20 protein-coding genes and 1 tRNA gene are annotated in these 20,770 nt (G+C 68.3%); 17 read left to right on the top strand and 4 right to left on the bottom strand.

The annotated features are described in order from the left end of the window. Window positions 1–26: 26 nt before the first annotated feature. The 3 genes from OPU70_RS14895 to poxB all read left to right on the top strand — a co-directional run bounded on the left by OPU70_RS14895 (window position 27) and on the right by poxB (window position 4,789). Window positions 27–1,493: an NAD-dependent succinate-semialdehyde dehydrogenase gene (locus OPU70_RS14895; protein WP_042539535.1), complete on the top strand. Its 1,467-nt coding sequence runs from the start codon at window positions 27–29 to the stop codon at window positions 1,491–1,493. A 74-nt stretch (window positions 1,494–1,567) separates the two neighbouring features. Next, complete coding sequence (locus tag OPU70_RS14890; RefSeq protein WP_498558128.1) at window positions 1,568–2,932, top strand: NAD-dependent succinate-semialdehyde dehydrogenase; 1,365 nt, start codon at window positions 1,568–1,570, stop codon at window positions 2,930–2,932. Between the two features lie 132 nt (window positions 2,933–3,064). Then, window positions 3,065–4,789, top strand: a complete 1,725-nt coding sequence (poxB, locus tag OPU70_RS14885) for a ubiquinone-dependent pyruvate dehydrogenase (protein ID WP_498558127.1) — start codon at window positions 3,065–3,067, stop codon at window positions 4,787–4,789. A gap of 157 nt (window positions 4,790–4,946) precedes the next feature. On the opposite strand, the gene OPU70_RS14880 is transcribed toward poxB, so the two are convergent. Further along, a complete protein-coding gene (locus OPU70_RS14880; RefSeq protein ID WP_498558126.1) occupies window positions 4,947–7,745 on the bottom strand; it encodes a hypothetical protein in 2,799 nt (932 codons plus the stop codon). Between the two features lie 37 nt (window positions 7,746–7,782). Beyond that, on the bottom strand, window positions 7,783–9,606 hold the full coding sequence (locus OPU70_RS14875) for an HSP90 family protein (RefSeq protein ID WP_498558125.1): 1,824 nt from the start codon (window positions 9,604–9,606) through the stop codon (window positions 7,783–7,785). A gap of 191 nt (window positions 9,607–9,797) precedes the next feature. Here OPU70_RS14875 and OPU70_RS14870 point away from each other — a divergent pair. The 8 genes from OPU70_RS14870 to OPU70_RS14835 all read left to right on the top strand — a co-directional run bounded on the left by OPU70_RS14870 (window position 9,798) and on the right by OPU70_RS14835 (window position 15,049). Next, a tRNA-Trp gene (locus tag OPU70_RS14870) sits at window positions 9,798–9,870 on the top strand. Window positions 9,871–9,909: 39 nt separating this feature from the next. Next, window positions 9,910–10,182 (top strand): preprotein translocase subunit SecE, encoded by a 273-nt coding sequence (gene secE / locus OPU70_RS14865; protein ID WP_042539545.1) that lies wholly within the window; start codon window positions 9,910–9,912, stop codon window positions 10,180–10,182. Between the two features lie 41 nt (window positions 10,183–10,223). Beyond that, complete coding sequence (gene nusG / locus OPU70_RS14860) at window positions 10,224–11,276, top strand: transcription termination/antitermination protein NusG (protein WP_498558124.1); 1,053 nt, start codon at window positions 10,224–10,226, stop codon at window positions 11,274–11,276. A 189-nt stretch (window positions 11,277–11,465) separates the two neighbouring features. Next, window positions 11,466–11,897: a 50S ribosomal protein L11 gene (gene rplK / locus OPU70_RS14855; RefSeq protein WP_042539549.1), complete on the top strand. Its 432-nt coding sequence runs from the start codon at window positions 11,466–11,468 to the stop codon at window positions 11,895–11,897. 11 nt (window positions 11,898–11,908) lie between these two features. After that, window positions 11,909–12,598: a 50S ribosomal protein L1 gene (gene rplA / locus OPU70_RS14850; protein ID WP_042539551.1), complete on the top strand. Its 690-nt coding sequence runs from the start codon at window positions 11,909–11,911 to the stop codon at window positions 12,596–12,598. A 158-nt stretch (window positions 12,599–12,756) separates the two neighbouring features. Continuing rightward, complete coding sequence (locus OPU70_RS14845; protein WP_498558123.1) at window positions 12,757–13,569, top strand: transporter substrate-binding domain-containing protein; 813 nt, start codon at window positions 12,757–12,759, stop codon at window positions 13,567–13,569. A gap of 3 nt (window positions 13,570–13,572) precedes the next feature. Next, window positions 13,573–14,238 carry an amino acid ABC transporter permease gene (locus OPU70_RS14840; RefSeq protein WP_042539555.1) on the top strand — a complete coding sequence of 222 codons (666 nt, stop codon included), beginning with the start codon at window positions 13,573–13,575 and terminating at the stop codon, window positions 14,236–14,238. After that, window positions 14,225–15,049 (top strand): amino acid ABC transporter ATP-binding protein, encoded by an 825-nt coding sequence (locus OPU70_RS14835; protein WP_475434594.1) that lies wholly within the window; start codon window positions 14,225–14,227, stop codon window positions 15,047–15,049. The genes OPU70_RS14840 and OPU70_RS14835 overlap by 14 nt, the downstream gene beginning before the upstream one ends. A 45-nt stretch (window positions 15,050–15,094) precedes the next feature. Here the strand turns inward: OPU70_RS14835 and OPU70_RS14830 are convergent, their stop codons facing one another. Beyond that, complete coding sequence (locus OPU70_RS14830; RefSeq protein ID WP_079113361.1) at window positions 15,095–15,757, bottom strand: LysE/ArgO family amino acid transporter; 663 nt, start codon at window positions 15,755–15,757, stop codon at window positions 15,095–15,097. A gap of 70 nt (window positions 15,758–15,827) precedes the next feature. Here OPU70_RS14830 and OPU70_RS14825 point away from each other — a divergent pair, with 70 nt between their 5' ends. From OPU70_RS14825 to OPU70_RS14800, 6 genes are all read left to right on the top strand, one after another. Then, on the top strand, window positions 15,828–16,703 hold the full coding sequence (locus tag OPU70_RS14825) for a LysR family transcriptional regulator ArgP (protein ID WP_475434596.1): 876 nt from the start codon (window positions 15,828–15,830) through the stop codon (window positions 16,701–16,703). A gap of 236 nt (window positions 16,704–16,939) precedes the next feature. After that, entirely contained in the window at window positions 16,940–17,563 is a 624-nt protein-coding gene (locus tag OPU70_RS14820) for a SipW-dependent-type signal peptide-containing protein (RefSeq protein ID WP_079113359.1), read from the top strand. Between the two features lie 2 nt (window positions 17,564–17,565). Further along, window positions 17,566–18,183 carry a SipW-dependent-type signal peptide-containing protein gene (locus OPU70_RS14815; protein ID WP_079113358.1) on the top strand — a complete coding sequence of 206 codons (618 nt, stop codon included), beginning with the start codon at window positions 17,566–17,568 and terminating at the stop codon, window positions 18,181–18,183. 39 nt (window positions 18,184–18,222) lie between these two features. Then, window positions 18,223–18,855 (top strand): signal peptidase I, encoded by a 633-nt coding sequence (locus OPU70_RS14810; RefSeq protein ID WP_498558122.1) that lies wholly within the window; start codon window positions 18,223–18,225, stop codon window positions 18,853–18,855. Beyond that, a complete protein-coding gene (locus tag OPU70_RS14805) occupies window positions 18,852–19,490 on the top strand; it encodes a hypothetical protein (protein WP_498558121.1) in 639 nt (212 codons plus the stop codon). Before OPU70_RS14810 ends, OPU70_RS14805 begins: the two co-directional genes overlap by 4 nt. Further along, entirely contained in the window at window positions 19,487–20,011 is a 525-nt protein-coding gene (locus tag OPU70_RS14800) for a hypothetical protein (RefSeq protein WP_498558120.1), read from the top strand. Before OPU70_RS14805 ends, OPU70_RS14800 begins: the two co-directional genes overlap by 4 nt. Here OPU70_RS14800 and OPU70_RS14795 read toward each other — a convergent pair. Beyond that, entirely contained in the window at window positions 20,008–20,700 is a 693-nt protein-coding gene (locus tag OPU70_RS14795) for a YqaJ viral recombinase family protein (protein WP_042539571.1), read from the bottom strand. The two genes, OPU70_RS14800 and OPU70_RS14795, sit on opposite strands and share 4 nt — an antisense overlap. Between the last annotated feature and the right edge of the window lie 70 nt (window positions 20,701–20,770).

Here is a 20,770-nt window from a genome sequence, read left to right as displayed (position 1 = left end):
CCTTCCTCCCCACAGAAAGAGATTCCATGAGCACTCAGACTGAGCAGGCGCTGCTCGACAGCATCCCCACCGGCCTCTTCATCGGGGGAGAGTGGATCGACGGCGAGACCGGCGGCACGTTCGACGTGATCGACCCGGCGACCGGAGAGGTGATCCGCACGATCGCGGATGCGACCCCCGGCGACGGCATCCGTGCGCTGGATGCGGCCGTCGCCGCGCAGGATTCGTGGGCGTCGACCGCACCGCGCACCCGCAGCGAGATCCTGCGCCGTGCGTTCGACCTCGTGCAGGAGCACAAGGAGGACCTCGCGCTGCTGATGACGCTCGAGATGGGCAAGCCGCTCGCCGAGGCACGAGGAGAGGTCGGCTACGGCGGCGAGTTCCTTCGGTGGTTCAGCGAGGAGGCGGTGCGCATCAGCGGCCGCTACGGCATCAATCCCGAGGGCACCGGCCACATGGTCGTCTCGCAGCGTCCTGTGGGTCCCTCGTTCTTCGTGACGCCGTGGAACTTCCCCTTCGCGATGGCGACGCGCAAGATCGCCCCTGCCCTCGCAGCCGGCTGCACCGTGGTCATCAAGCCACCGGCACTCACGCCGCTGACGACGATGTTCTTCACCTCGCTGCTCGAGAAGGCGGGCCTCCCCGCCGGTGTCGTCAACGTGGTGCAGACGTCGAAGTCGTCGGCGCTGTCGGCCCCGATCATCGCCGACCCGCGTCTGCGCAAGCTGTCGTTCACGGGTTCGACCGAGGTGGGCCGCAAGCTCATCGCCCAGGCCGCCGAGGGCGTGCTGCGCGTGTCGATGGAGCTCGGAGGCAACGCCCCGTTCGTCGTCTTCGACGATGCCGACCTCGACAAGGCGGTCGACGGCGCGCTTGCCGCGAAGTTCCGCAACATCGGCCAGGCCTGCACCGCCGCCAACCGCTTCATCGTGCACCAGGACGTCGCCGACGAGTTCGCCCGCAAGGTCACCGAGCGCGTGAAGGCGATGAAGATCGGCCGCGGCACGGAAGAGGGCGTGGCCATCGGACCGCTCATCGACGAAGACGCCGTCGCGAAGGCCGGCGAGCTCGTCGATGACGCCGTCGAGCGCGGAGCAACGCTGCTCGCCGGAGGCAAGGCGCTCGAGGGCACCGGCACCTTCTACGAGCCGACCGTGCTCACCGACGTGGTCGCAGGTTCCGCGATCCTTCGGGAGGAGATCTTCGGCCCGGTGCTCGCGATCGCGACCTTCGAGACGGAGGACGACGCCGTGCGCCTCGCGAACGACACCGAGTACGGGCTCGTCTCGTACGTGTTCACCGAGAACCTGCAGCGCGGGCAGCGGATGATCGACAAGCTCGAGACCGGCATGATGGGTCTGAACGTCGGTGTCGTGTCGAATGCAGCTGCCCCCTTCGGCGGCGTCAAGCAGTCGGGCGTCGGCCGCGAGGGCGGTCTCGAGGGCATCCACGAGTACCTGTCGACCAAGTACACCCTGATCCCGATCTCCTGATCCTTCCGGTCGTCGGGCGGGCGGAGCTCCGCTCCGCGCTCGACGACCGGGAACCGAACGAGAGGAAGAAGAACATGACCGATTACGCCGTCATCAACCCCGCCACCGGAGAGACGCTGGCGTCCTTCGACACGTTCACGGATGCGCAGATCGAGGAGGCACTCGCGGCCGCCGACGCCGCGCACCGCGACTGGTCGCGTTCCTCGACCGTGGCTGAGCGCGCAGCGCTGCTCCGTCGGGCAGCCGAGCTGCACCGCGAGCGTCGCGAGCAGCTCGCCGACGTGTTCGTGCGCGAGATGGGCAAGCCGCGCGAGGCGGCACTCGGAGAGGTCGACTTCGCCGCCGACATCGCCGAGTACTACGCAGACCAGGCCGAGGCGATCATGGCCGACCAGCCGATCGCCATCCTCGGAGAGGGCTCGGCGATCGTCCGCAAGTCGTCGCTCGGACCGCTCGTCGGGATCATGCCGTGGAACTTCCCGGCCTACCAGATCGTCCGCTTCGCGGCGCCGAACCTGATCGTCGGCAACACGATCCTTCTGAAGCCCGCGCCGCAGTGCCCCGAGTCGTCGACCGCGATCGAGACGATCTACCACGACGCCGGATTCCCGAAGGGCGCCTACCAGAACGTGCTCGCGACGAACGAGCAGATCGCCGACATGATCGCCGACCCGCGCGTGGCCGGCGTCTCGCTCACGGGCTCGGAGCGCGCAGGCGCCGCGGTCGCCGAGATCGCCGGGCGCAACCTCAAGAAGGTCGCGCTCGAGCTGGGCGGCTCAGACCCCTTCATCGTGCTGTCGACCGACGACCTCGACGCCACGGTGCAGGCCGGCGTCGACGCGCGTCTCGACAACAACGGACAGGCGTGCAACGGCGCCAAGCGCTTCATCATCGTCGACGGTCTGTACGACGAGTTCGTCGAGAAGTTCACCGCCGCGATGGCGGCCGTGCAGCCCTCGGACCCGACACTCGACGACACCGTGCTCGGGCCCGTCTCATCTGAGACGGCGGCCGAGAACCTGCAGAAGCAGATCGACCAGGCCGTCGAGCAGGGCGCGACGCTGCTGACCGGCGGAACCCGCGACGGAGCGTTCTTCGCGCCGACCGTGCTGGCCGATGTGACGCCCGAGATGAACGTCTACCGTGAGGAGCTCTTCGGCCCCGCCGCGGTCGTCTACCGGGTCGCCGACGAGGACGCCGCCGTCGCTCTCGCGAACGACACGACCTTCGGTCTCGGCTCTTACGTCTTCACCACCGACGCCGAGCAGGCCGAGCGCGTCGCCGACAACATCGAGGCGGGCATGGTCTACGTCAACCTCGTGCTGGCCGACAGCCCGGAGCTGCCGTTCGGCGGCATCAAGCGCAGCGGCACCTCGCGCGAGCTCGGCCACCTCGCGGCCGACGAGTTCGTCAACAAGAAGCTCATCCGCATCGGCTGAGCGACGCTCGCCGCACGAAGGGGCGGATGCTGCGGCATCCGCCCCTTCGTGCGCCCGGTGCCCGGTTCCGGACGCGCCCGGGGTTCGACGGATGCCGGAGCCCGCATGCGCACCCGGGCGTAGGTTGGAAGCATGGCAACCGTCGCAGCGAACATCGTCAAGACCCTCCGCGCCAACGGGATCGACCGTGTCTACGGCCTTCCGGGTGATTCCCTCAACGGCTTCACCGACGCCCTCCGAAAGGACGGCGGCATCCGCTGGGTGCACGTGCGGCACGAGGAGTCGGCGGCCTTCGCGGCGGCGGCGGATGCGGCGCTCACGGGCGAGCTCGCCGTCGTCGCCGGCTCGTGCGGACCGGGCAATCTGCACCTGATCAACGGCCTCTACGACGCCAACCGCTCACGAGTCCCCGTGCTCGCGATCGCGGCGCACATCCCCACGACCGAGATCGGCACGGGGTACTTCCAGGAGACCCACCCGCAAGAGCTCTTCCGCGAGTGCAGCGTCTATGTCGAGTACGTCGCAGACCCCAAGCAGATGCCGCGCCTTCTCGAGATCGCGATGCGCGCGGCGATCGAGCAGCGCGGAGTCGCGGTGCTCGTGATCCCCGGCGACGTCGCCCTGGCCGAGATCGCCGACGACCGAGCCGTGGTCATCGAGCGGTCCCACCCCGTGATCGTGCCGAGCGGCGACGAACTCGCCAGGGCGGCGACACTGCTCAATGCCTCGAAGAAGACCACGATCCTCGCCGGAGCGGGTGTAGAGGGCTCCCACGACGAGGTCATCGCACTCGCCGATCGGCTCGGCGCGCCGATCGTGCACGCCCTCCGAGGCAAGGAGTTCATCGAGTACGACAACCCGTTCGACGTCGGAATGACGGGCCTGCTCGGCTTCGCCTCCGGCTATCGGGCGATGGAGGCGGCTGACACGCTGCTCGTGCTGGGCAGCGACTTCCCGTACGAGCAGTTCTATCCCGAGCACGCGACGACCATCCAGGTCGACATCCGCGGCTCACAGCTCGGCAAGCGGCATCCGCTCGATCTCGGTCTGGTCGGTGATGTCCGCGCCACCGCCGAGGCACTGCTGCCGAGGCTGGCGGAGAAGAGCGACCGCGATCACCTCGACGACTCGACCGCGCACTATCGCAAGACCAGGGCGAAGCTCGACGACCTCGCGACACCCACGAAGGCCGGTCGGCCGATCCACCCGCAGTACCTCGCGCGACTGCTCGATGAGCAGGCGGCAGATGACGCGGTGTTCACCGCCGACGTGGGCTCGCCGACGGTGTGGGCCGCCCGCTATCTGTCGATGACCGAGAATCGACGGCTGATCGGCTCGTTCACGCACGGATCGATGGCGAATGCCCTGCTGCACGGCATCGGCGCGCAGGTCTCGCATCCCGATCGACAGGTCATCGCACTCGCCGGCGACGGCGGGCTCGCGATGATGCTGGGCGAACTGCTCACGCTCACGCAGAACAAGCTCCCCGTGAAGACGATCGTGGTGAACAACTCGTCGTTGAACTTCGTCGAGCTCGAGATGAAGGCCGCCGGTTTCGTGAACTACGGCACTGCGCTCGACAACCCGAGCTTCGCGGCGATCGCCGAGGCCATGGGAATCTTCGCCCGCCGCGTCGAGAACAGCGAGGATCTGCCGGATGCCGTCCGCGAGGTGCTCGCACACGACGGCCCCGCGCTGCTCGATGTCGTCACCGAGCGGCAGGAGCTGTCGATGCCGCCGGCGATCGAGGCCGCGCAGGTCAAGGGCTTCGCGCTGTACGCGATCCGCACGGTCATGTCGGGCAAGGGAGACGAACTGCTCGACCTCGCGCGCGCGAACTGGCGTCAGTTCCTCTGAGCTTCGGGCGCTCGGGAGGACAACGCCTCTTGGGGAGGAGGAATCGGCCCGATTCCTCCTCCCGAGGGGAAGATCTCCTCCCGACGAGCAGGCAGCTCGCGGTGAGGTGCTGCGACGGTGTCGAAACCGCGGCGAAGCGAAGGCTCCGAACCCGCGTCTAGCTCTCGATGAGCGCGCGCACCTCGGCTGCCTCGACCTGGCGACCGAGCGACTCGAGCACGTTGCCGAGCTCGAGCGCCGACACCTGACGCAGCGGCGCATGCTCCACCGCGTGCTCGAGCGCGCTGCGGTAGACCGGCACGGCGTCAGCCGCGCGGTCGTCGCCGGCGAGCAGGCGGGCGGCGAACAGCTCGGAGCCGCCCGCCGAACCCGCATCCCCGATCGCCGCGAATCCGTCGGCTGCCGTCAGAGCAGCGGCAACAGCCTCGTCGATCCGCCCGAACTGAGCGAGCACCCGACCTCGCGAATCGGTCACGTCGGCGAGCAGCCACCCCGCCTCGTGCTCCTGAGCCAGCGCTGCGACCTCGTCGAACAGGGCGAAGGCGCGGTCGTCCTGCTTCGCGCCGTAGGCCTGCCCGAGGTTGTGCAGCACGTCGGCGAGGGCGCCGACCGCCTCAGGGGCCTTGCGCACGATCTCGGATGCCGCTTCGAGCGACTCGATCGCGTCGTCGTGCTCGTCGAATCGGGCGAGGATCTTCGCACGTTCGGTCAACGCCATGGCCTGATCGGCGTGTTCCTCCGCCTCACCGAAGAGATGGGCCGCATACCCGAACGCGCCGACCGCCTGACCGAACTCGCCGGCCGAACCCAGGGATCGGGCGAGAAGCGATGCCGTCATCGCCCGAGAAGCGGCAGGCACCTCGGCCTGCTCCTCACGCTCGAGAACCTGACCGAACAGCTCGGCGGCCACCTCGGCGTCACCCGCGGCGAGCATCGCCCGCGCGAGGCGGAAGTCCGCCCCCGCCTGGTCGCCGCCCTCCTGGGTGACGAGACGCGAGGTGACGCGGTAGCGGGCGACCGCCTTCTCGGGGTCGCCGGCGTCCTCCCAGAGCGCCCCGGCGAGCAGGTGCGTCGTTGCCAGCGCCGTGGTCGCGCCGAGCCCGGCGAGCAGCCGGGACGCCTCATCGGCATCCGCCGCGCCTCGCGCGTAGTCGTCGCTGCCTCCGCGCACCCTGGCACGCGTCTGCAGGGCCTGGGCGCGGTGACCGACGCTGAGATCGTCCTGGGCCAGGAAGCGATCGAGCAGAGCGGATGCCGCCTCGATGTCGCCCTTCTGCAGCACCGCCGCGATGGCCACGAGAGTCGTCGTGTTCGAGAGGCGCACATCGTCTGCGTCGGCGAACGCCCGGGCGGCGATCTCCGCCATGTCGAGCGCCGCATCCGGTTCGTCGGCCTGCATGTGCATCGAGGCCCGGCTGATCGCGACATCTCCCCGCGACCAGGCCGGGAGGGACTCGGCGTTCGCGAGCTCGTCCTCGAGCGCCGCTGCGGCATCGGCGGTGTTCAGCCCGAAGGTCGCCAGACCCACCCGCTGCTCGAGATCGGCCTGTGCATCGAGGCCGGCGGCGCGCAGTGCATCGATCCGTGCCGGCAACAGGTCGGCGGCCTCGTCGGCGCGATCGAGCGCGATGAGGATGCCGAGGCGCATCGACATGAGCTGAGCGACCTTCGAGGGGTCCTCGACCGCCAGGGCATACGGCAGAGCCTGCAGAGTCTCGTGCTCCGCCCCGAACTGGGCGAGATCCATGACCCGGTCGAACCAGGCGTCCGGATCGCCGGGCGTGGCCGAGTCCGGCGTGGTGGCGAAGGCGTCCGACCTGATCGGCACGTCGTAGTGCTCGTCTGCGAGAGCGCGCATGCGGGCGAGGCTGCGTGCGTGGCCCTCGGTGCCGTCGCGGCGATCGAACTGGGAGCCGATGCGCTCGGCAGCGCCCCATGCGGCGGCGGCGAGTTCGGCTGCGCCCCACGCCCCATCGTGCTCGCCGAAGAACGCGATGAGCGAGGGGGAGTCGGCACCGCGCACCGGGGCGTCGCCGTGGCCTGCTGCGGTGACGCGGTCGAGGGCGAAGGCGAATGCGGCCAGCGCCGCGAAGTGCGCGTCGACGTTGAGGCCGTCGTGCGCGAGCCACGCGATATGGCGCTCGACCTGGGCGAGCGCCCTGGCCTCGTTGCCGGTGAGGGCGGAGAACACGATGTTGTTCGCGACGATGCGCAGGTTGTCGGGGTTGTCCTTCGCCAGACGGTAGCTGCGCAGATGCGCGCTCTTCGCCTCGTCGAGGCGCCCAGCGCGCAGGTAGGGCACGAGCACGCGCGACAGCGCATGCTCCGGCTCTTCGCCGCATGAGAATCCGCCCTCGAGCATCTCCTCGACGAGCCGGATGGCCTCGGCGTCTCGATCGGTCTCTGCGAAGAACCCGGCGAACTGGCTGCGCCCGCACGCGTCGCAGTGGCTGTGGTCGTCGCGGGGCGTGGCTTCCAGCTGCACGCCCAGCGCTTCGGCGTCGTCGATGCGCCCGGCGTCCCAGGCGTCCTCGAATCGGGCCGTGAGCACCCCGCTCATGCCGAGCCCGGCTGTGCGGTAGTGCGTCTCCATGTCGTCGAGCACCGCCGCGATCTGCTCGACGGAGAAGGCGGGAGACGAACGCAGGGACGAGGCCATCCACTTGAACTGCCACATCAGATCGGCCCCGCCGTACTCGAGATCGGCGGGGAACCGCTGCGGGTCGGCGTCGTGCCTGGCGAGGCACCACGCGAAGGAGTTCAGCATCACGTCGGTCGCGCCGTTCATGTTCGCCGACGCGGTCTGCCGCATCCGTGCCTCGTACTCGAGCCGCTCGTCGCCGAGCTCGACGGCGAGTGCGACGGCATCCGCCACCAGCGCCTGCTCCGCCGGGCCCCACGGAGTGCGGTCGATCTCCTCGATGAGCTGCGTGAAGCGCTTCTTCGGACGTGTCATGGGGATCCTTCGGACGGAGCGGATGGCAGAGCTGTGGTCAGACGGCGTCACCGAAGGGGATCGAGTCCTCTTCGATGCCGGCCGACAGCGACACGAGGTCGGAGAGCGCCGTCGTCATGAGTGCACGATCGGCGTCGGAGAGCGGATGGTGACCGGCCAGCAGAGCCTGGATGTAGAGCAGCTGCACGGTGCGGGCGAACACCGCGTCGTCCTGCACGCGCACGAGCGCCCGCACGACGCGGTTCGACCAGTTCAGGCAGAGGCGCGCGCTCAGATCGTCGTCGCGGGATGCCGAGACGGTCGAGTCGATGCGGTCGAGCACGCCGCCCCACAGCGATCCGGTGATGCCCTTCGTGCGACCGCGGTCGATCCGGCGCAGCACCTCCGGATCGGCGACGTAGAGCGCTGCGAGCTCCGGCTGGTCGATCGAGCGCACCGTGACGGAGCATCCGGATGCCGTCAGCACGCGGCCCGCTCGTTCCTCCAGCGCCATCGCGGCATCGCGGTCGTCGAGGGGCGGCGGGTCGAGCCGGTCGAGCTCACCCGCGACGTCGACGAGCTCGATCGTGACATGGGGGTAGAGGTCCGGCAGCATCCGCACGAGGTCTGCGTCGTACAGGTAGCCGCCGTTGACCAGGACCTCGGAGCCGGGCGAGATGCCGGCCACCTGGCGGAACTCGTCGACCGTCTGCGCGTAGCGCACGTGCGGGTACCGCTCGACGAGATCGCCGATGCGCATCGTGCCGTGCGTCGTCTCGAGGGTGAGCCACCGGGTGATGAACGTCGCCAGCTCTTCGTCGTGGCGCACGAGAGACTTCAGACCGACCTCGTGGATCGCCACGAACTGGGCCAGTCTGTGCGGCTCGCGCAGCCCCAGCTCGAGCACCCAGCGGCGGATGCCGGCGCCCAGCTGCTCGCGGACGCGCTCGAGCGCCGCGTCGTCGACGAGCGACTCGCGGCTCGCCGTCGGAGCGAGGCCGGTCGAATCGACGACCGCCCGCACGAAGAAGGCCCATTCGGGCAGCACGTCGTCGACCCGCTCGCCGAGCAGCATCCTGCCGAGGTACATGCGAGTCGCCTGGCGGGCACCCGGTGGGGGAGCGTAGGGGAGCACGAAGGCGAGCCCTCGAGTGCCCGTGGCGGGTTCGCTGAGCTCGATCGCGTCGAGCGGAGTGGCCCCCAGCAGGTCGCGTCCGTACTGCACTGCGCCGTCGATGTCGTCGACGGCGTCGAGGAAGGGCGCGCGTCTCGTGATGTCGATGTCGCCGTTCGAGGACTCGAGCGTCACCCGCACGGGCAGGAACTCGGCGAAGGCGGTGGCCAGTTCGCGCACGGCTGCGGGGCGCAGCAGCTCGTCGGCGTCGAATCGGGGCTTCAGGTGCACGCTCGTGCCGACGGGCAGGTCGTCGTCGATCTCCACGACGCGGAAGGTGCCGTCGGCGCTGCCCGTCCACTCGACGGCCGAACCGCCCCGTGCGCTGCGCGAGCGGATCACGATCGAATCGGCGACCATGAAGCAGCTGAGCAGGCCGATGCCGAACTGACCCAGATAGTCGCTGCGAGGGAGATCGAAGATGTCGCGCTTCGAGCTGCGTCCGACCGTGGCGAGCAGATCGCCCACCTCGGCGGCGTTCAGGCCCACTCCGTCGTCTCGCAGCACGAACTCGGCGGAGTCGTCCGTCAGCGCGGTGATGCGGATGCTCCCGCCCCCGCCGTCGACCTCGCGTCGTGCCGTGATGGCGTCGCGGGCGTTCTGCAGCAGCTCGCGCAGATACACGCGCGGGCTCGAGTAGATGTGGCGGCTCAGGAGGTCGACGACACCGCGCAGGTCCACCTGGAACTGCTGCACGTCAGCGCTCACTGCGCCCCCTCCCGTTTCGTCCGCTCGCCGAGCCTAACAACAACGACGAGAGCGGGCCCGGTTCGGCACCGACCGGCGGATGCCGTATGCTTGACCAGCAGTTGTTGTCTGCATTCTTTCGCCGTGCCCGGTCCTTCCGGTCCGACAGCGGTGGCAGGATGGAGACGACACCCCGAGACCTCCCGGTCTCTAGGGCGGTAGCTCAATTGGCAGAGCAGCGGTCTCCAAAACCGCAGGTTGCAGGTTCGATTCCTGTCCGCCCTGCGCGTCAGCACACGCTGACACACGAAAGGTACATTCAGGATGGATCAGGACGAACCGCGCGGCGAGGTCGTCGCGGCCGGCGCCACCCGCGAGAAGAAGCGTGGCATCGCGGGCTTCTTCGCAGGGATCGCCCTGTTCTTCCGTCAGGTCATCGCAGAGCTGCGCAAGGTCGTCACGCCGACCCGCAAAGAGCTGGTCAAGTTCACCGCAGTGGTGCTCGTCTTCGTTCTCATCGTCATGGGCATCGTCTACGGACTGGACACCCTGTTCGCCTGGGTGACGCACATCGTCTTCGGAGTCCCGGGCGCCTGACGCCCTCGCGGCCCTGGCCGCAGTGATTGGAAAGAAACAACGTGTCTGAACGATATTCCGACGACGCCGACTGGGCGACGGCTGCCGAGCAGTCCAGCGAAGAGGACGAGGCCCAGGAGGGCAACGTGCTCGCTGCGGAGGAGCAGTCGGTCACCTCGGCCGAACATGTCGCCCTCCACATCGAGGACGTCGACGGAGACGACGACGTCGACGTGCAGGACGACGACACCGACATCGACATCAACGACCCGGAGGCGGACGCTATCGTGAACGACGCTCTCAACCTGGACGAAGCGGCTGAGTCTGAGGCTGCCGCCGAGGTCCTCAACGACTCTGTGGCGGAAGAGACCGCCGAGCTCGAGGCTGCTGAGGCCGATGAGGTCACCCCGTACGACGGACCCGACGTCAACGGCGACGATGACATCGTGGCCGGGGCCGACGACGCCGAGTCCGATGAGGACGACGCCGAGGAAGACCCGTACGAGGCCTTCCGCATGGACCTCCGGATGCTTCCGGGCAAGTGGTACGTCATCCACTCGTACGCCGGATTCGAGCGCAAGGTCAAGGCCAACATCGAGCAGCGCAAGTCGACGCTCGAGGTCGAGGACGAGATCTACCAGATCGAGGTCCCGATGGAAGACGTGGTCGAGATCAAGAACGGCCAGCGCAAGATGGTCACCCGCGTGCGCATCCCGGGCTACGTGCTCGTGCGCATGGAGCTCACGGAAGACACCTGGTCGGTCGTGCGCCACACTCCCGGCGTCACCGGCTTCGTGGGCAACGCCCACAACCCGACCCCGCTGCGCTTCGAAGAGGCCTTCAACATGCTGAAGTCGCTCGTCGAGGTCAAGGACGTCCCGACGGCCAAGAACATCGCGTCGAAGGGCGGTCTCGCGGTCGCTCGTCCGCTTCCCGCCGAGGTCGACTTCGAGGTCGGCGAGACCATCACGATCAAGGAGGGCTCGTTCGCGGGTCTTCCCGGTTCGATCAGCGAGATCAAGCCCGAGAGCGGCAAGCTCACCGTGCTCGTGTCGCTCTTCGAGCGCGAGACCCCGGTCGAGCTGTCGTTCGACCAGGTCACGAAGATGATCTGACATACGCCTCAGAGAACGGCCGTCCCATTCCGGGGCGGCCGTTCCTGCGTAGGAGGCATGCCTCCGGATCAGGTAGACTTGTGTGGTTTGCGTGCCGCTTCGGCGTGCGCGCGGACGACCGCAGCCCGGAGATGCCGGGTTCGCGGGAGAGCGGATGCACCCGCATCCGTTCGATGAAAGGAAGAGGATATGGCACCGAAGAAGAAGGTGACCGGCCTGATCAAGCTTCAGATCAACGCCGGTGCAGCCAACCCGGCGCCGCCGATCGGCCCCGCGCTCGGTCAGCATGGCGTCAACATCATGGAGTTCTGCAAGGCGTACAACGCCGCGACCGAGTCGCAGCGCGGCAACGTCATCCCCGTCGAGATCACCGTCTACGAGGACCGCAGCTTCACGTTCATCCTGAAGACCCCGCCGGCCGCGGAGCTCATCAAGAAGGCCGCCGGTGTGGCCAAGGGCTCGTCGACGCCTCACACGGTCAAGGTTGCGAAGATCACCAAGGACCAGGTCCGTCAGATCGCCGAGACCAAGCAGGCCGACCTGAACGCTAACGACATCGAGGCTGCCTCGAAGATCATCGCCGGCACCGCCCGTTCCATGGGCATCACGGTCGAGGGCTGAGGAGAATAATCATGGCTACGAAGTCCAAGGCTTACAAGGCTGCCGCCGAGAAGATCGAGGCAGACCGTTTCTACACTCCGAGCGAGGCAGTCGCACTCGCGAAGGAGACCGGCTCGTCGAAGTTCGACTCGACCGTCGAGGTCGCGCTCAAGCTCGCAGTCGACCCCCGCAAGGCAGACCAGATGGTGCGCGGCACCGTCATCCTGCCCCACGGCACCGGCAAGACCGCCCGCGTCATCGTCTTCGCCACCGGCCCCGCGGCCGAGGCAGCGATCGCCGCAGGTGCAGATGAGGTCGGCGGCGCCGAGCTCATCGAGAAGGTCGCCGCAGGCTGGACCGCGTTCGACGCGGCCGTCTCGACCCCGGAGCTCATGGGCCAGGTCGGTCGTCTCGGAAAGGTCCTGGGGCCGCGTGGACTCATGCCGAACCCGAAGACCGGCACGGTGACCCCCAACACGGCCAAGGCCGTCGAGGAGATCAAGGGCGGAAAGATCGAGTTCCGCGTCGACAAGCACGCCAACGTGCACTTCGTCGTGGGCAAGTCGTCGTTCTCGGCTGAGCAGCTCGACGAGAACATCGGCGCAGCGCTCGAGGAGATCGTCCGCCTCAAGCCGTCGAGCTCGAAGGGTCGTTACATCCAGAAGGGTGCGGTGTCGACCACGTTCGGCCCCGGCATCCCGCTGGACGTCAACGCCATCTGAGTGTGATTCCGGAAAGGCCCCCGCATTCTGCGGGGGCCTTTCTGCATCCAGAACGACATCGAGCGTCATCGGATGTTGGGGTGCGGGTCGGATGCCGCGTACTGTGAATGAGTTCCGCGCCACAGCAATCGCGCCTCATCGCACCCCAGGAGGGTCACATGTCCCGTCGCCTCATCGCCGTCACCGCACTGGTCGTCACCGCAGCAGCACTCACCGCCTGCAGCGGAAGCACGACCCCCGCTGAGAGCAGCTCGAGCGACGCCGGCTCGGACTTCGGTCTCGTCAACGACGGCGTGCTCACGGTCGCCACCGAAGGGACCTACCGTCCGTTCAGCTTCCACGGCGACGGCGGCACGGGCGACCTCACCGGCTTCGACGTCGAGATCATCCAGGCTGTCGCCGACAAGCTCGACCTCGAGATCGAGTTCCAGGAGACCCAGTGGGACGCGATCTTCGCGGGCCTCGACGCCGGGCGCTTCGACCTCATCGCGAACCAGGTCAGCATCAACGAGGAGCGGCAGGAGAAGTACCTGTTCAGCACTCCGTACACCGTCTCGCCCGGCGTCATCGTGGTCGCCGAGGACGACGACTCGATCTCCTCGTTCGACGACCTCGAAGGCAAGACCACCGCGCAGTCCCTCACCAGCAACTGGTATGAGCTGGCCACCGAGTCCGGTGCCACGGTCGAGGGCGTCGAGGGCTGGGCGCAGGCCGTCGAGCTGCTCCGCCAGGGCCGTGTCGACGCCACCATCAACGACAAGCTGACCTTCCTCGACTACGAGACCACCAACAGCCCGTCCGGTCTGAAGATCGCCGCCGAGACCGAGGAGGCGGGCGAGCAGGCGTTCGTGTTCACCAAGGACAAGACCGACCTCGTCGAGGCCGTCGACGGCGCGCTCGAAGAGCTGCGGGCAGACGGCACCCTGGCCGAGATCAGCGACAAGTACTTCGGCGAAGACGTGACGCAGTAGCCGATGGAGAATCCCTGGCAGCTGTTCTTCGATTCACTCGGGCCGATAGCCCTGGCGGGAGTGACGGTGACGGTGCCGCTCGCGCTCGTGTCGTTCGCGCTGGGGCTCGTGCTCGCGATCGGCGTCGCCCTGATGAGGATCTCGGTCAATCCGCTGCTGTCGGGGATCGCCAGGTTCTACATCTCGGTGATCCGAGGCACGCCGATGATCGTCCAGTTGTTCGTGATCTTCTACGGGCTCGGGTCGATCGGACTCAAGATCGACCCGTGGCCCAGTGCGATCATCGCGCTGTCGCTCAACGTCGGCGGCTACGGGGCAGAGGTCGTGCGCGCCGCCATCCTGTCCGTCCCGAAGGGGCAGTGGGAGGCGGCGTACACGGTCGGCATGAATCGCACGCGCACGCTCACCCGCGTCATCCTTCCGCAGGCCGCACGGGTCTCGGTGCCGCCCCTGTCGAACACGTTCATCTCGCTCGTCAAGGACACCTCGCTCGCCTCGCTGATCCTTGTGACCGAGCTCTTCAAGGTCGCGCAGCAGATCGCATCGGCGACTCTGGAGTTCATGGTGCTGTATCTCGCGGCCGCCCTGGTCTACTGGGTGCTGTGCCTCGTGCTGTCGTTCGGTCAGAGCGCACTCGAGAGGAGACTGGATCGCAATGTCGCTCGCTGATGCTGCACGCACGCCCCACACGTCCACCGCAGACGCTCTTCTCACGGTGCGCGGCCTGCACAAACGCTTCGGCGACAACGAGGTGCTCCGCGGCATCGATCTGACGCTGCACCGCGGCGAGGTCGTCGTGCTGATCGGACCGAGCGGGTCGGGCAAGACGACCGTCCTGCGCGCACTCAACGGCCTCGAGACGCCCGATGCAGGCACGATCGTCGTCGCAGGCGGGCCCGATATCGACTTCGCCCCTGAGGCGCCGGTGTCGAAGCGCACGCGGGCACAGAAGCGACTCGCGCTGCGTGATCGTTCGGCGATGGTCTTCCAGCACCACAACCTCTTCCCGCACCTCTCGGTGCTCGAGAACGTGATCGAGGGGCCGTGGCGCGTGCAGGGCCGCCCCAAGGCCGAGGTCGTCGCAGAAGCACAGGTGCTCCTCGCCAGGGTCGGGCTCGCCGACAAGGCGGACGCCCGCCCGCACGAGCTCTCCGGTGGGCAGCAGCAGCGTGTCGGCATCGTTCGCGCTCTCGCGCTGCGCCCCGACCTCCTGCTCTTCGACGAGCCGACCAGCGCGCTCGATCCCGAACTCGTGGGGGAGGTGCTGCTGGTGATCAAAGAGCTCGCCGATGAGGGCTGGAGCATGGTGGTCGTCACACACGAGCTGAGCTTCGCGCGCGAGGCGGCTGACCATGTCCTGTTCATGGACGCGGGCGTCGTCGTCGAAGAGGGCGCCCCGGGCGACATCTTCGGCGCCCCGCAGCACGAGCGCACGAAGAGATTCCTCACCCGCATCATGAGGCCCCTCGACGGCGAGTGACCGCAGGCCGTGCCGAGACGCCGGGGTGGATGGCCTCGAGGCGTCTCAGGCGCCGAGCACCGGCAGCACCAGGCTGACAGCCAACGTGATCATGACGATCGCGATGAGGGCGTCGAGGATGCGCCATGAGCGTTCGGTGCGGAGCCAGCGACCGAGGTAGCGGGCGCCGAACCCCAGCGCGGTGAACCACAGGATGCTGGCCATGATCGCTCCGGCCGCGAACAGCCAGCGATCCTCGCCGTGGGTGGCCGCGATCGATCCGAGCATCAGCACGGTGTCGAGATAGACATGGGGATTCAGCCAGGTCAGCGCCAGCGCCGTCGCGACCACCGGAGCGAGCGCAGTGCGAGTCGCGGTCGCCGTGGCAGGGCCGCTCGATCGGCCAGTCGCTCTTTCACCGTCTGCCGGGTCGACCCGCAGCTGCTCGCCGCCCCGCCATGCTCGACGAGCCGCGAGGATCCCGTAGACCAGCAGGAACAGGGCACCCGCCCAGCGAGCGACGACGATGAGCCAGGGAGCCGCTGAGATGACGAATCCGAGTCCGGCGACGCCCGCGGCGATCAGCAGGGCGTCCGAGACGGCGCAGATGATGACGACGGGCAGCACGTGCTCACGGCGAATGCCCTGACGAAGGACGAAGACGTTCTGAGCGCCGATGGCGACGATCAGGGACAGGCCGAGGCCGAGGCCGGAGAACACGGGGAGCATGATCCCACGCTAGGTCCGAGTCGACATCAACACCAGTTCGTATTCCTTGTCTACCATTAGCATCACTAATGTGAAGATCGACCCCGAACTCGCCGCCACCCTTGCCGCGGTCGCTGACGAAGGAACCTTCGACGCGGCATCCCGAGCACTGGGGGTGACCCCCTCTGCGGTGAGCCAGCGGCTGAAGAGCCTCGAAGAGCAGCTCGGACGCGTGCTCGTGGTGCGCGCCAAGCCGGCGCGCCTCACAGAGGCCGGTGAGTCGGTCGTTCGACTGGCGCGGCAGATCGCCCTGCTCGAACACGACGCCCTCACCGCGCTCGGCCTCGACGACGTGAACGCGCCGCGCACCCGCATCCCTCTCGCCGTCAATGCGGACTCGATGGCGACGTGGTTCCTCAGCCCGCTGGCGAGACTCTCTGCGACGCACGAGCTCGATTTCGACCTGCATCGCGACGACCAGAACTTCACGGCCCGTCTGCTCGAGTCGGGCACCGTCATGGGGGCGGTCACCAGTGAGGCGGAACCCGTGGCCGGATGCTCCGTCTCGTCGCTCGGCGTGCTGGAGTACCACGCGATGGCCGCGCCCGCGTTCGCCCGGCGCTGGTTCGGCGACGGCGTCACGGCCGAGGCTCTCGCCGCCGCGCCCTTCGTCGACTTCGATCGACGCGACACGCTGCAGCATGAGTGGCTGAGCGCCATGGGCGTCGCGCAGCACGGGGTCCCCAGGCACTACGTGCCGGCGTCGCATGATTACGCGCTCGCCGTCCGGCTGGGGCTCGGCTGGGGAATGGTGCCACTGCTGCAGGGCGATCAAGAGCTGGTGCGGCTCGGGGGACCACCGCTGCGCGTCAGCCTCTACTGGCAGCAGTGGAATCTGCGGTCTCGGCTGCTCGACACCATCGCCGCCGAGGTCGCGGACGAGGCGCGGCGGGTGCTGTCGCGCTGACGGCAGGACCCGTCGAGGTGAGTTCGGGCACGACAACCAGCCGATCGGTTCTCGATCGTCACAGACATTCAGTCATGAAATACCGATGTGGACGCCTGATCGTGATCACAGACCCCTTGAAATAAGACATTCCTTGGACAAAGCTGACGGGAACGATATGAACACTCGGATGCGGGCCGCAGAAGGGCGGCCATCCCCAGGCATCTGCGGTTCATGAATTCCTGAGGGGGAATGCCATGGCTGAGAAGGATACGCAACGCAAAGTTCTGGCAGTTCTGGCCGGTGGGCTGGTGCTCGGCGTAGGGATCGGGGTGACGCTCGCGGCCTGGAACGATTCGGAGTTCGCGACCGGCACGTTCACCGCAGGCTCGTTCAACCTCGAGGGCTCGACGACGAGTGCCACGACCGGATATGCCAACCACAACGTCGACCTGGGGCAGACGGCCGCAGCGCTCGTCTTCGAGCTGCCGGCTGTCGCATCGTCGATGTCGCCGGGCGACGTCGTCTACGCGCCGTTCTGGGTGCGGCTCGACAGCACCACCACGAACAGCGCCACGCTCGTCCCGTCGGGGATCACCGCGGGAACGGGCGGAAACGAGGCGAACCTGTCGTACACGGTCACAGCGATCGACGCGGGTGATGCGTGTGATGCCACCGCCGCAGGGACGGTCGTCGCATCGGGAACGACACTCAGCGCTCAGACCGGAGCCACCTCGGTTCCGCTGACCGAGGGCACCCCGGCAGGGACCGCGGGAACGCCCGTTCAGCTGTGCTTCGCGGTGACAGCCGGTGCCGGTCTCACGCAGGGTGCGACCGCGACCGCGACATGGGAGTTCACGGCCACCTCGACTGCGGACTGATCATGGCTGTCACCCGCAGAGGCGTGCGGGAGGCGAAGCGGCTGCTGTCCCGTCGGATTCGAGCCGTTCTCGCGGGCGGCCTGGTGTTCGGCGTCGGCGCGACCATGACCCTCGCCGCCTGGAACGATTCCGAGCACGGCAACGCGACATTCACCGCGGGGCGGTTCGACATCGTGGGTGCGACCGACGGCACGACGTTCTCGAGCCACCCCGTCGGCACTCCGGCAGCGCTGTCGTTCAGCGCACCGTTCTCGGCCATGGCTCCGGGAAACACCGTGTACTCGCTGTTCAGCGTGCGCACCGCGAACCCATCCGTCGCGGGCACGCTGCAGCTGAGCGTGACCTCGACGGCGGGAACCGGTCTCGGCACCTACCTGCGTTACGGCGTGCGGGCGATCGCCGGGACGACGTGCAACGGCACGACCTATACGGCCGGCACCGCGGTCGTTCCCGACAACTCGCTGATGTCGGTCGGCGGCACCGGAACCCAGGCGGTCTCGGCGAACGGCGGGACGACGGTGAACTACTGCTTCGCGGTGACGTTGCCCGCTGCGACCGACAACGGAGCTCAGGGACTGACGGCGATCCAGACATGGCAGGTCGTCGGCACCTCCAGCTGATGCGCGGGCAGAGCTACGGATGACGTCTGAGGAGGAACGATGAGCGCACCCACGAGGCGGAGCCTGCGTGAGCAGACGGCGACCGTCGACGCGTCGCCCTCCGCGCCCGCAGCGTCGGCATCCGTTCCGAGGCGTTCGACCCGTCGAGGTCTCGGGCGCGTGCTCGCCGACGCCCTTCTCTGGCTCTCGGCGATCGCCGGCGTCGCCTGCATGGTGCTGGTCGTCGTGGCCCTCACAGCGAACATCACCCTCATCATGTTCCGCACCGGATCCATGGCGCCGACGATTCCGGCAGGCTCCGTCGCGGTCGTCCAGAGCGTCGCCGCCTCGCAGGTGCAGGTCGGCGACGTCGTCACCGTCGATAGGGCGGGCGACCTGCCTGTCACTCACCGGATCACGTCGATCACTCCGGGGGCGAACGAGGATGAGCGTGTGATCACGATGCGAGGAGACGCGAACGCAGCCGACGATCCGTACCCGTACACCGTGCAGACGGTGCGAGTCGTGCTGTTCTCCGTTCCGGGAATCGCCACCGTGATCGTCGCGATGGGCAACCCCTACGTGCTCGGCGGCCTCACCCTCGGCGCGACGGCCCTGGTCGTCTGGGCGTTCTGGCCGCGCTCGTCGAAGGATCGTCGCGTGCGGACCCACACGGCGGGGGCCGGCCGATGAACCGGCGGGCCGCATGCGCGACGAGCGCCTCGGCGGTCGTTCTCGGAGCGCTTCTCGCGGGCCCTGCGTGGGCGTCGCCGTCCACGCAGGTGGTGCAGGGAGATGTTCTGCGGTTGGTCTCGGTCGCCGACTGGGACGCTGCTTCGAGCCTGTTGCCAGGACAGCCAGTGCACTGGGACGTGACGGTGAGTGCGGAGGCGCCCGACCCGGGAGTCGTGGCGGTGGGCTTGAGTGCGTCGGGAGATGCGTCGCTCATCGTGGATGCCTACCGGTGCGAGCTGGTGTGGGACGAGACCGGCTGCGCCGGCGGCGTGGAAGAGCTGACAACCGGCTGGCCGATTCCCCGAGACGGCGCGGAGGTGGACCTCCTCGAGATGCCGGACACGGAGGTCGCGCACCTGAGGCTCGTCATCTCTCTAGCCGGCGACGACGCCGGAAGCACGCAGGTGCGGGTGCATGCGCGCGGCGCCGGGGAGTCGGCCGTGATCGGCCCGGACGGGGGACTCGCGACGACCGGCCTCTCACCGCTCGCGCCCTGGACGATCGGCGCGGCCATCGCCGTGGGCGCCGTCGGAACGTTGCTGTTCGTGGCGGGCCGCCGCCGTGTCCTCGTCGAGAGCGAGGACGGGTCATGACCGGCCGACGTGGGCGGCGCGTCCTCGCCGGCGTCGCGGGGGCAGCTCTTCTGCTGGGCATCGGCATGGCACCGTCGGCTCAGATGACCGAGGCGGCTTTCACCGACAGCGACCACGCCCGGACGACCATCACCGCGCTGCGTCTCGCTCCACCTCAGATCACCGGCTTCTCCTCGTGCATCCGGCCGCCCGTGCTGGGCGGTTCGTTCATGAAGATCGTCTTCCAGTGGCCGAACGCTGCGGCACCGTACTCGACCATGACATCGGCGAACGTGCAGTGGCGCGTCGGCACGACGGTGATCGCCCCCGTGGTCACGGGGCCGGATGCCCAGGGCAGGTACACGGCGGACATCACGACAGGATTGCTCTCGGGGCTGCTCGGGTCGTTGCTGGGCGCGGACGTCATCCTCGAGATGCGGACGACGTATTCGGGGTGGACCTCTCCCGGAGTCACCACAGCCACCTACAACGCTCCGCTGATCGCGGGCGCGCCGACCTGCACTCCCGCCAACGGCGTCTAGTCGGCGAGAGCGAGCGCGCGGAAGGCGTCGCGCTCGCGAAGGTGCTCGCGGCGACTGGCGGCGGCCGCTGCCGCAGCATCCGCTATCCGGGTCGGCACCTGCATGCCGGTGGTTCGTCGGTACAGCTCGTCGATGAGGTCGGTGGCGAGGCCGACGAGCTTCGCGATCTCGCGGTCGTCGCGATCGATCCAGACGCAGCGGGGCTCATCGTGGATCGGAGCGAAGTCGACGTGCTCCTCCCAGACGAACAGAGTGCGCTCGGCGCCGAGCACGTGCTGCTGCCACCAGATCTGGCGGAGGTAGGTGCGGGGGATGCCGCGGAACGCCTTGTTCGTGGTCTTGATCTCGGCGAGCTTGACGCGGCCGTCCGCGTCGACGGCGATGCCGTCGGGGGTCGCCAGGTGTCGATGCTCGACCTCGGCGCGGAACAGTGCGGACGACGGCAGGATGCCGTGGGTCGCCGCCACCCAGGCGGCGATCTCGGGCTCGCGGCGTCTCCCGTGATCGGTATAGGCGTTGCCTCCGAAGCGGGGGCCACCGCCGAGCTTCGAGTCGGCCGCGCGCGCGATCGACCTCTCGCTCGTGAGTCCGGCGACGTCCGTGGCGGTGATCCCGCGCGAGCGTGCCCTCATCCAGGCCACGCGGTCGCGGGAGTCCGCGACGATGCGAGCTTGGAGTTCGGGGGTCACCTATCGAGGGTAACCCCGGTCGCCGACTCTCCCTCCCGCACACGCCGCTCCGTGGCATCCCCCGGGCGCT

Source organism: Microbacterium sp. SWDP-B6 (genome assembly GCF_059803615.1).
The sequence above is the reverse complement of the archived record's forward strand: the minus strand, read 5'-3'. Positions and strand labels throughout refer to the sequence as shown.

Coding starts and splice junctions, on each gene's coding strand:
- OPU70_RS14895 (WP_042539535.1), top strand. CDS start 27: ATGAGCACTCAGACTGAGCAGGCGCTGCTCGACAGCATCCCCACCGGC.
- OPU70_RS14890 (WP_498558128.1), top strand. CDS start 1,568: ATGACCGATTACGCCGTCATCAACCCCGCCACCGGAGAGACGCTGGCG.
- poxB (WP_498558127.1), top strand. CDS start 3,065: ATGGCAACCGTCGCAGCGAACATCGTCAAGACCCTCCGCGCCAACGGG.
- OPU70_RS14880 (WP_498558126.1), bottom strand. CDS start 7,745: ATGACACGTCCGAAGAAGCGCTTCACGCAGCTCATCGAGGAGATCGAC.
- secE (WP_042539545.1), top strand. CDS start 9,910: ATGGATCAGGACGAACCGCGCGGCGAGGTCGTCGCGGCCGGCGCCACC.
- rplK (WP_042539549.1), top strand. CDS start 11,466: ATGGCACCGAAGAAGAAGGTGACCGGCCTGATCAAGCTTCAGATCAAC.
- rplA (WP_042539551.1), top strand. CDS start 11,909: ATGGCTACGAAGTCCAAGGCTTACAAGGCTGCCGCCGAGAAGATCGAG.
- OPU70_RS14845 (WP_498558123.1), top strand. CDS start 12,757: ATGTCCCGTCGCCTCATCGCCGTCACCGCACTGGTCGTCACCGCAGCA.
- OPU70_RS14840 (WP_042539555.1), top strand. CDS start 13,573: ATGGAGAATCCCTGGCAGCTGTTCTTCGATTCACTCGGGCCGATAGCC.
- OPU70_RS14835 (WP_475434594.1), top strand. CDS start 14,225: ATGTCGCTCGCTGATGCTGCACGCACGCCCCACACGTCCACCGCAGAC.
- OPU70_RS14830 (WP_079113361.1), bottom strand. CDS start 15,757: ATGCTCCCCGTGTTCTCCGGCCTCGGCCTCGGCCTGTCCCTGATCGTC.
- OPU70_RS14820 (WP_079113359.1), top strand. CDS start 16,940: ATGGCTGAGAAGGATACGCAACGCAAAGTTCTGGCAGTTCTGGCCGGT.
- OPU70_RS14815 (WP_079113358.1), top strand. CDS start 17,566: ATGGCTGTCACCCGCAGAGGCGTGCGGGAGGCGAAGCGGCTGCTGTCC.
- OPU70_RS14810 (WP_498558122.1), top strand. CDS start 18,223: ATGAGCGCACCCACGAGGCGGAGCCTGCGTGAGCAGACGGCGACCGTC.
- OPU70_RS14805 (WP_498558121.1), top strand. CDS start 18,852: ATGAACCGGCGGGCCGCATGCGCGACGAGCGCCTCGGCGGTCGTTCTC.
- OPU70_RS14800 (WP_498558120.1), top strand. CDS start 19,487: ATGACCGGCCGACGTGGGCGGCGCGTCCTCGCCGGCGTCGCGGGGGCA.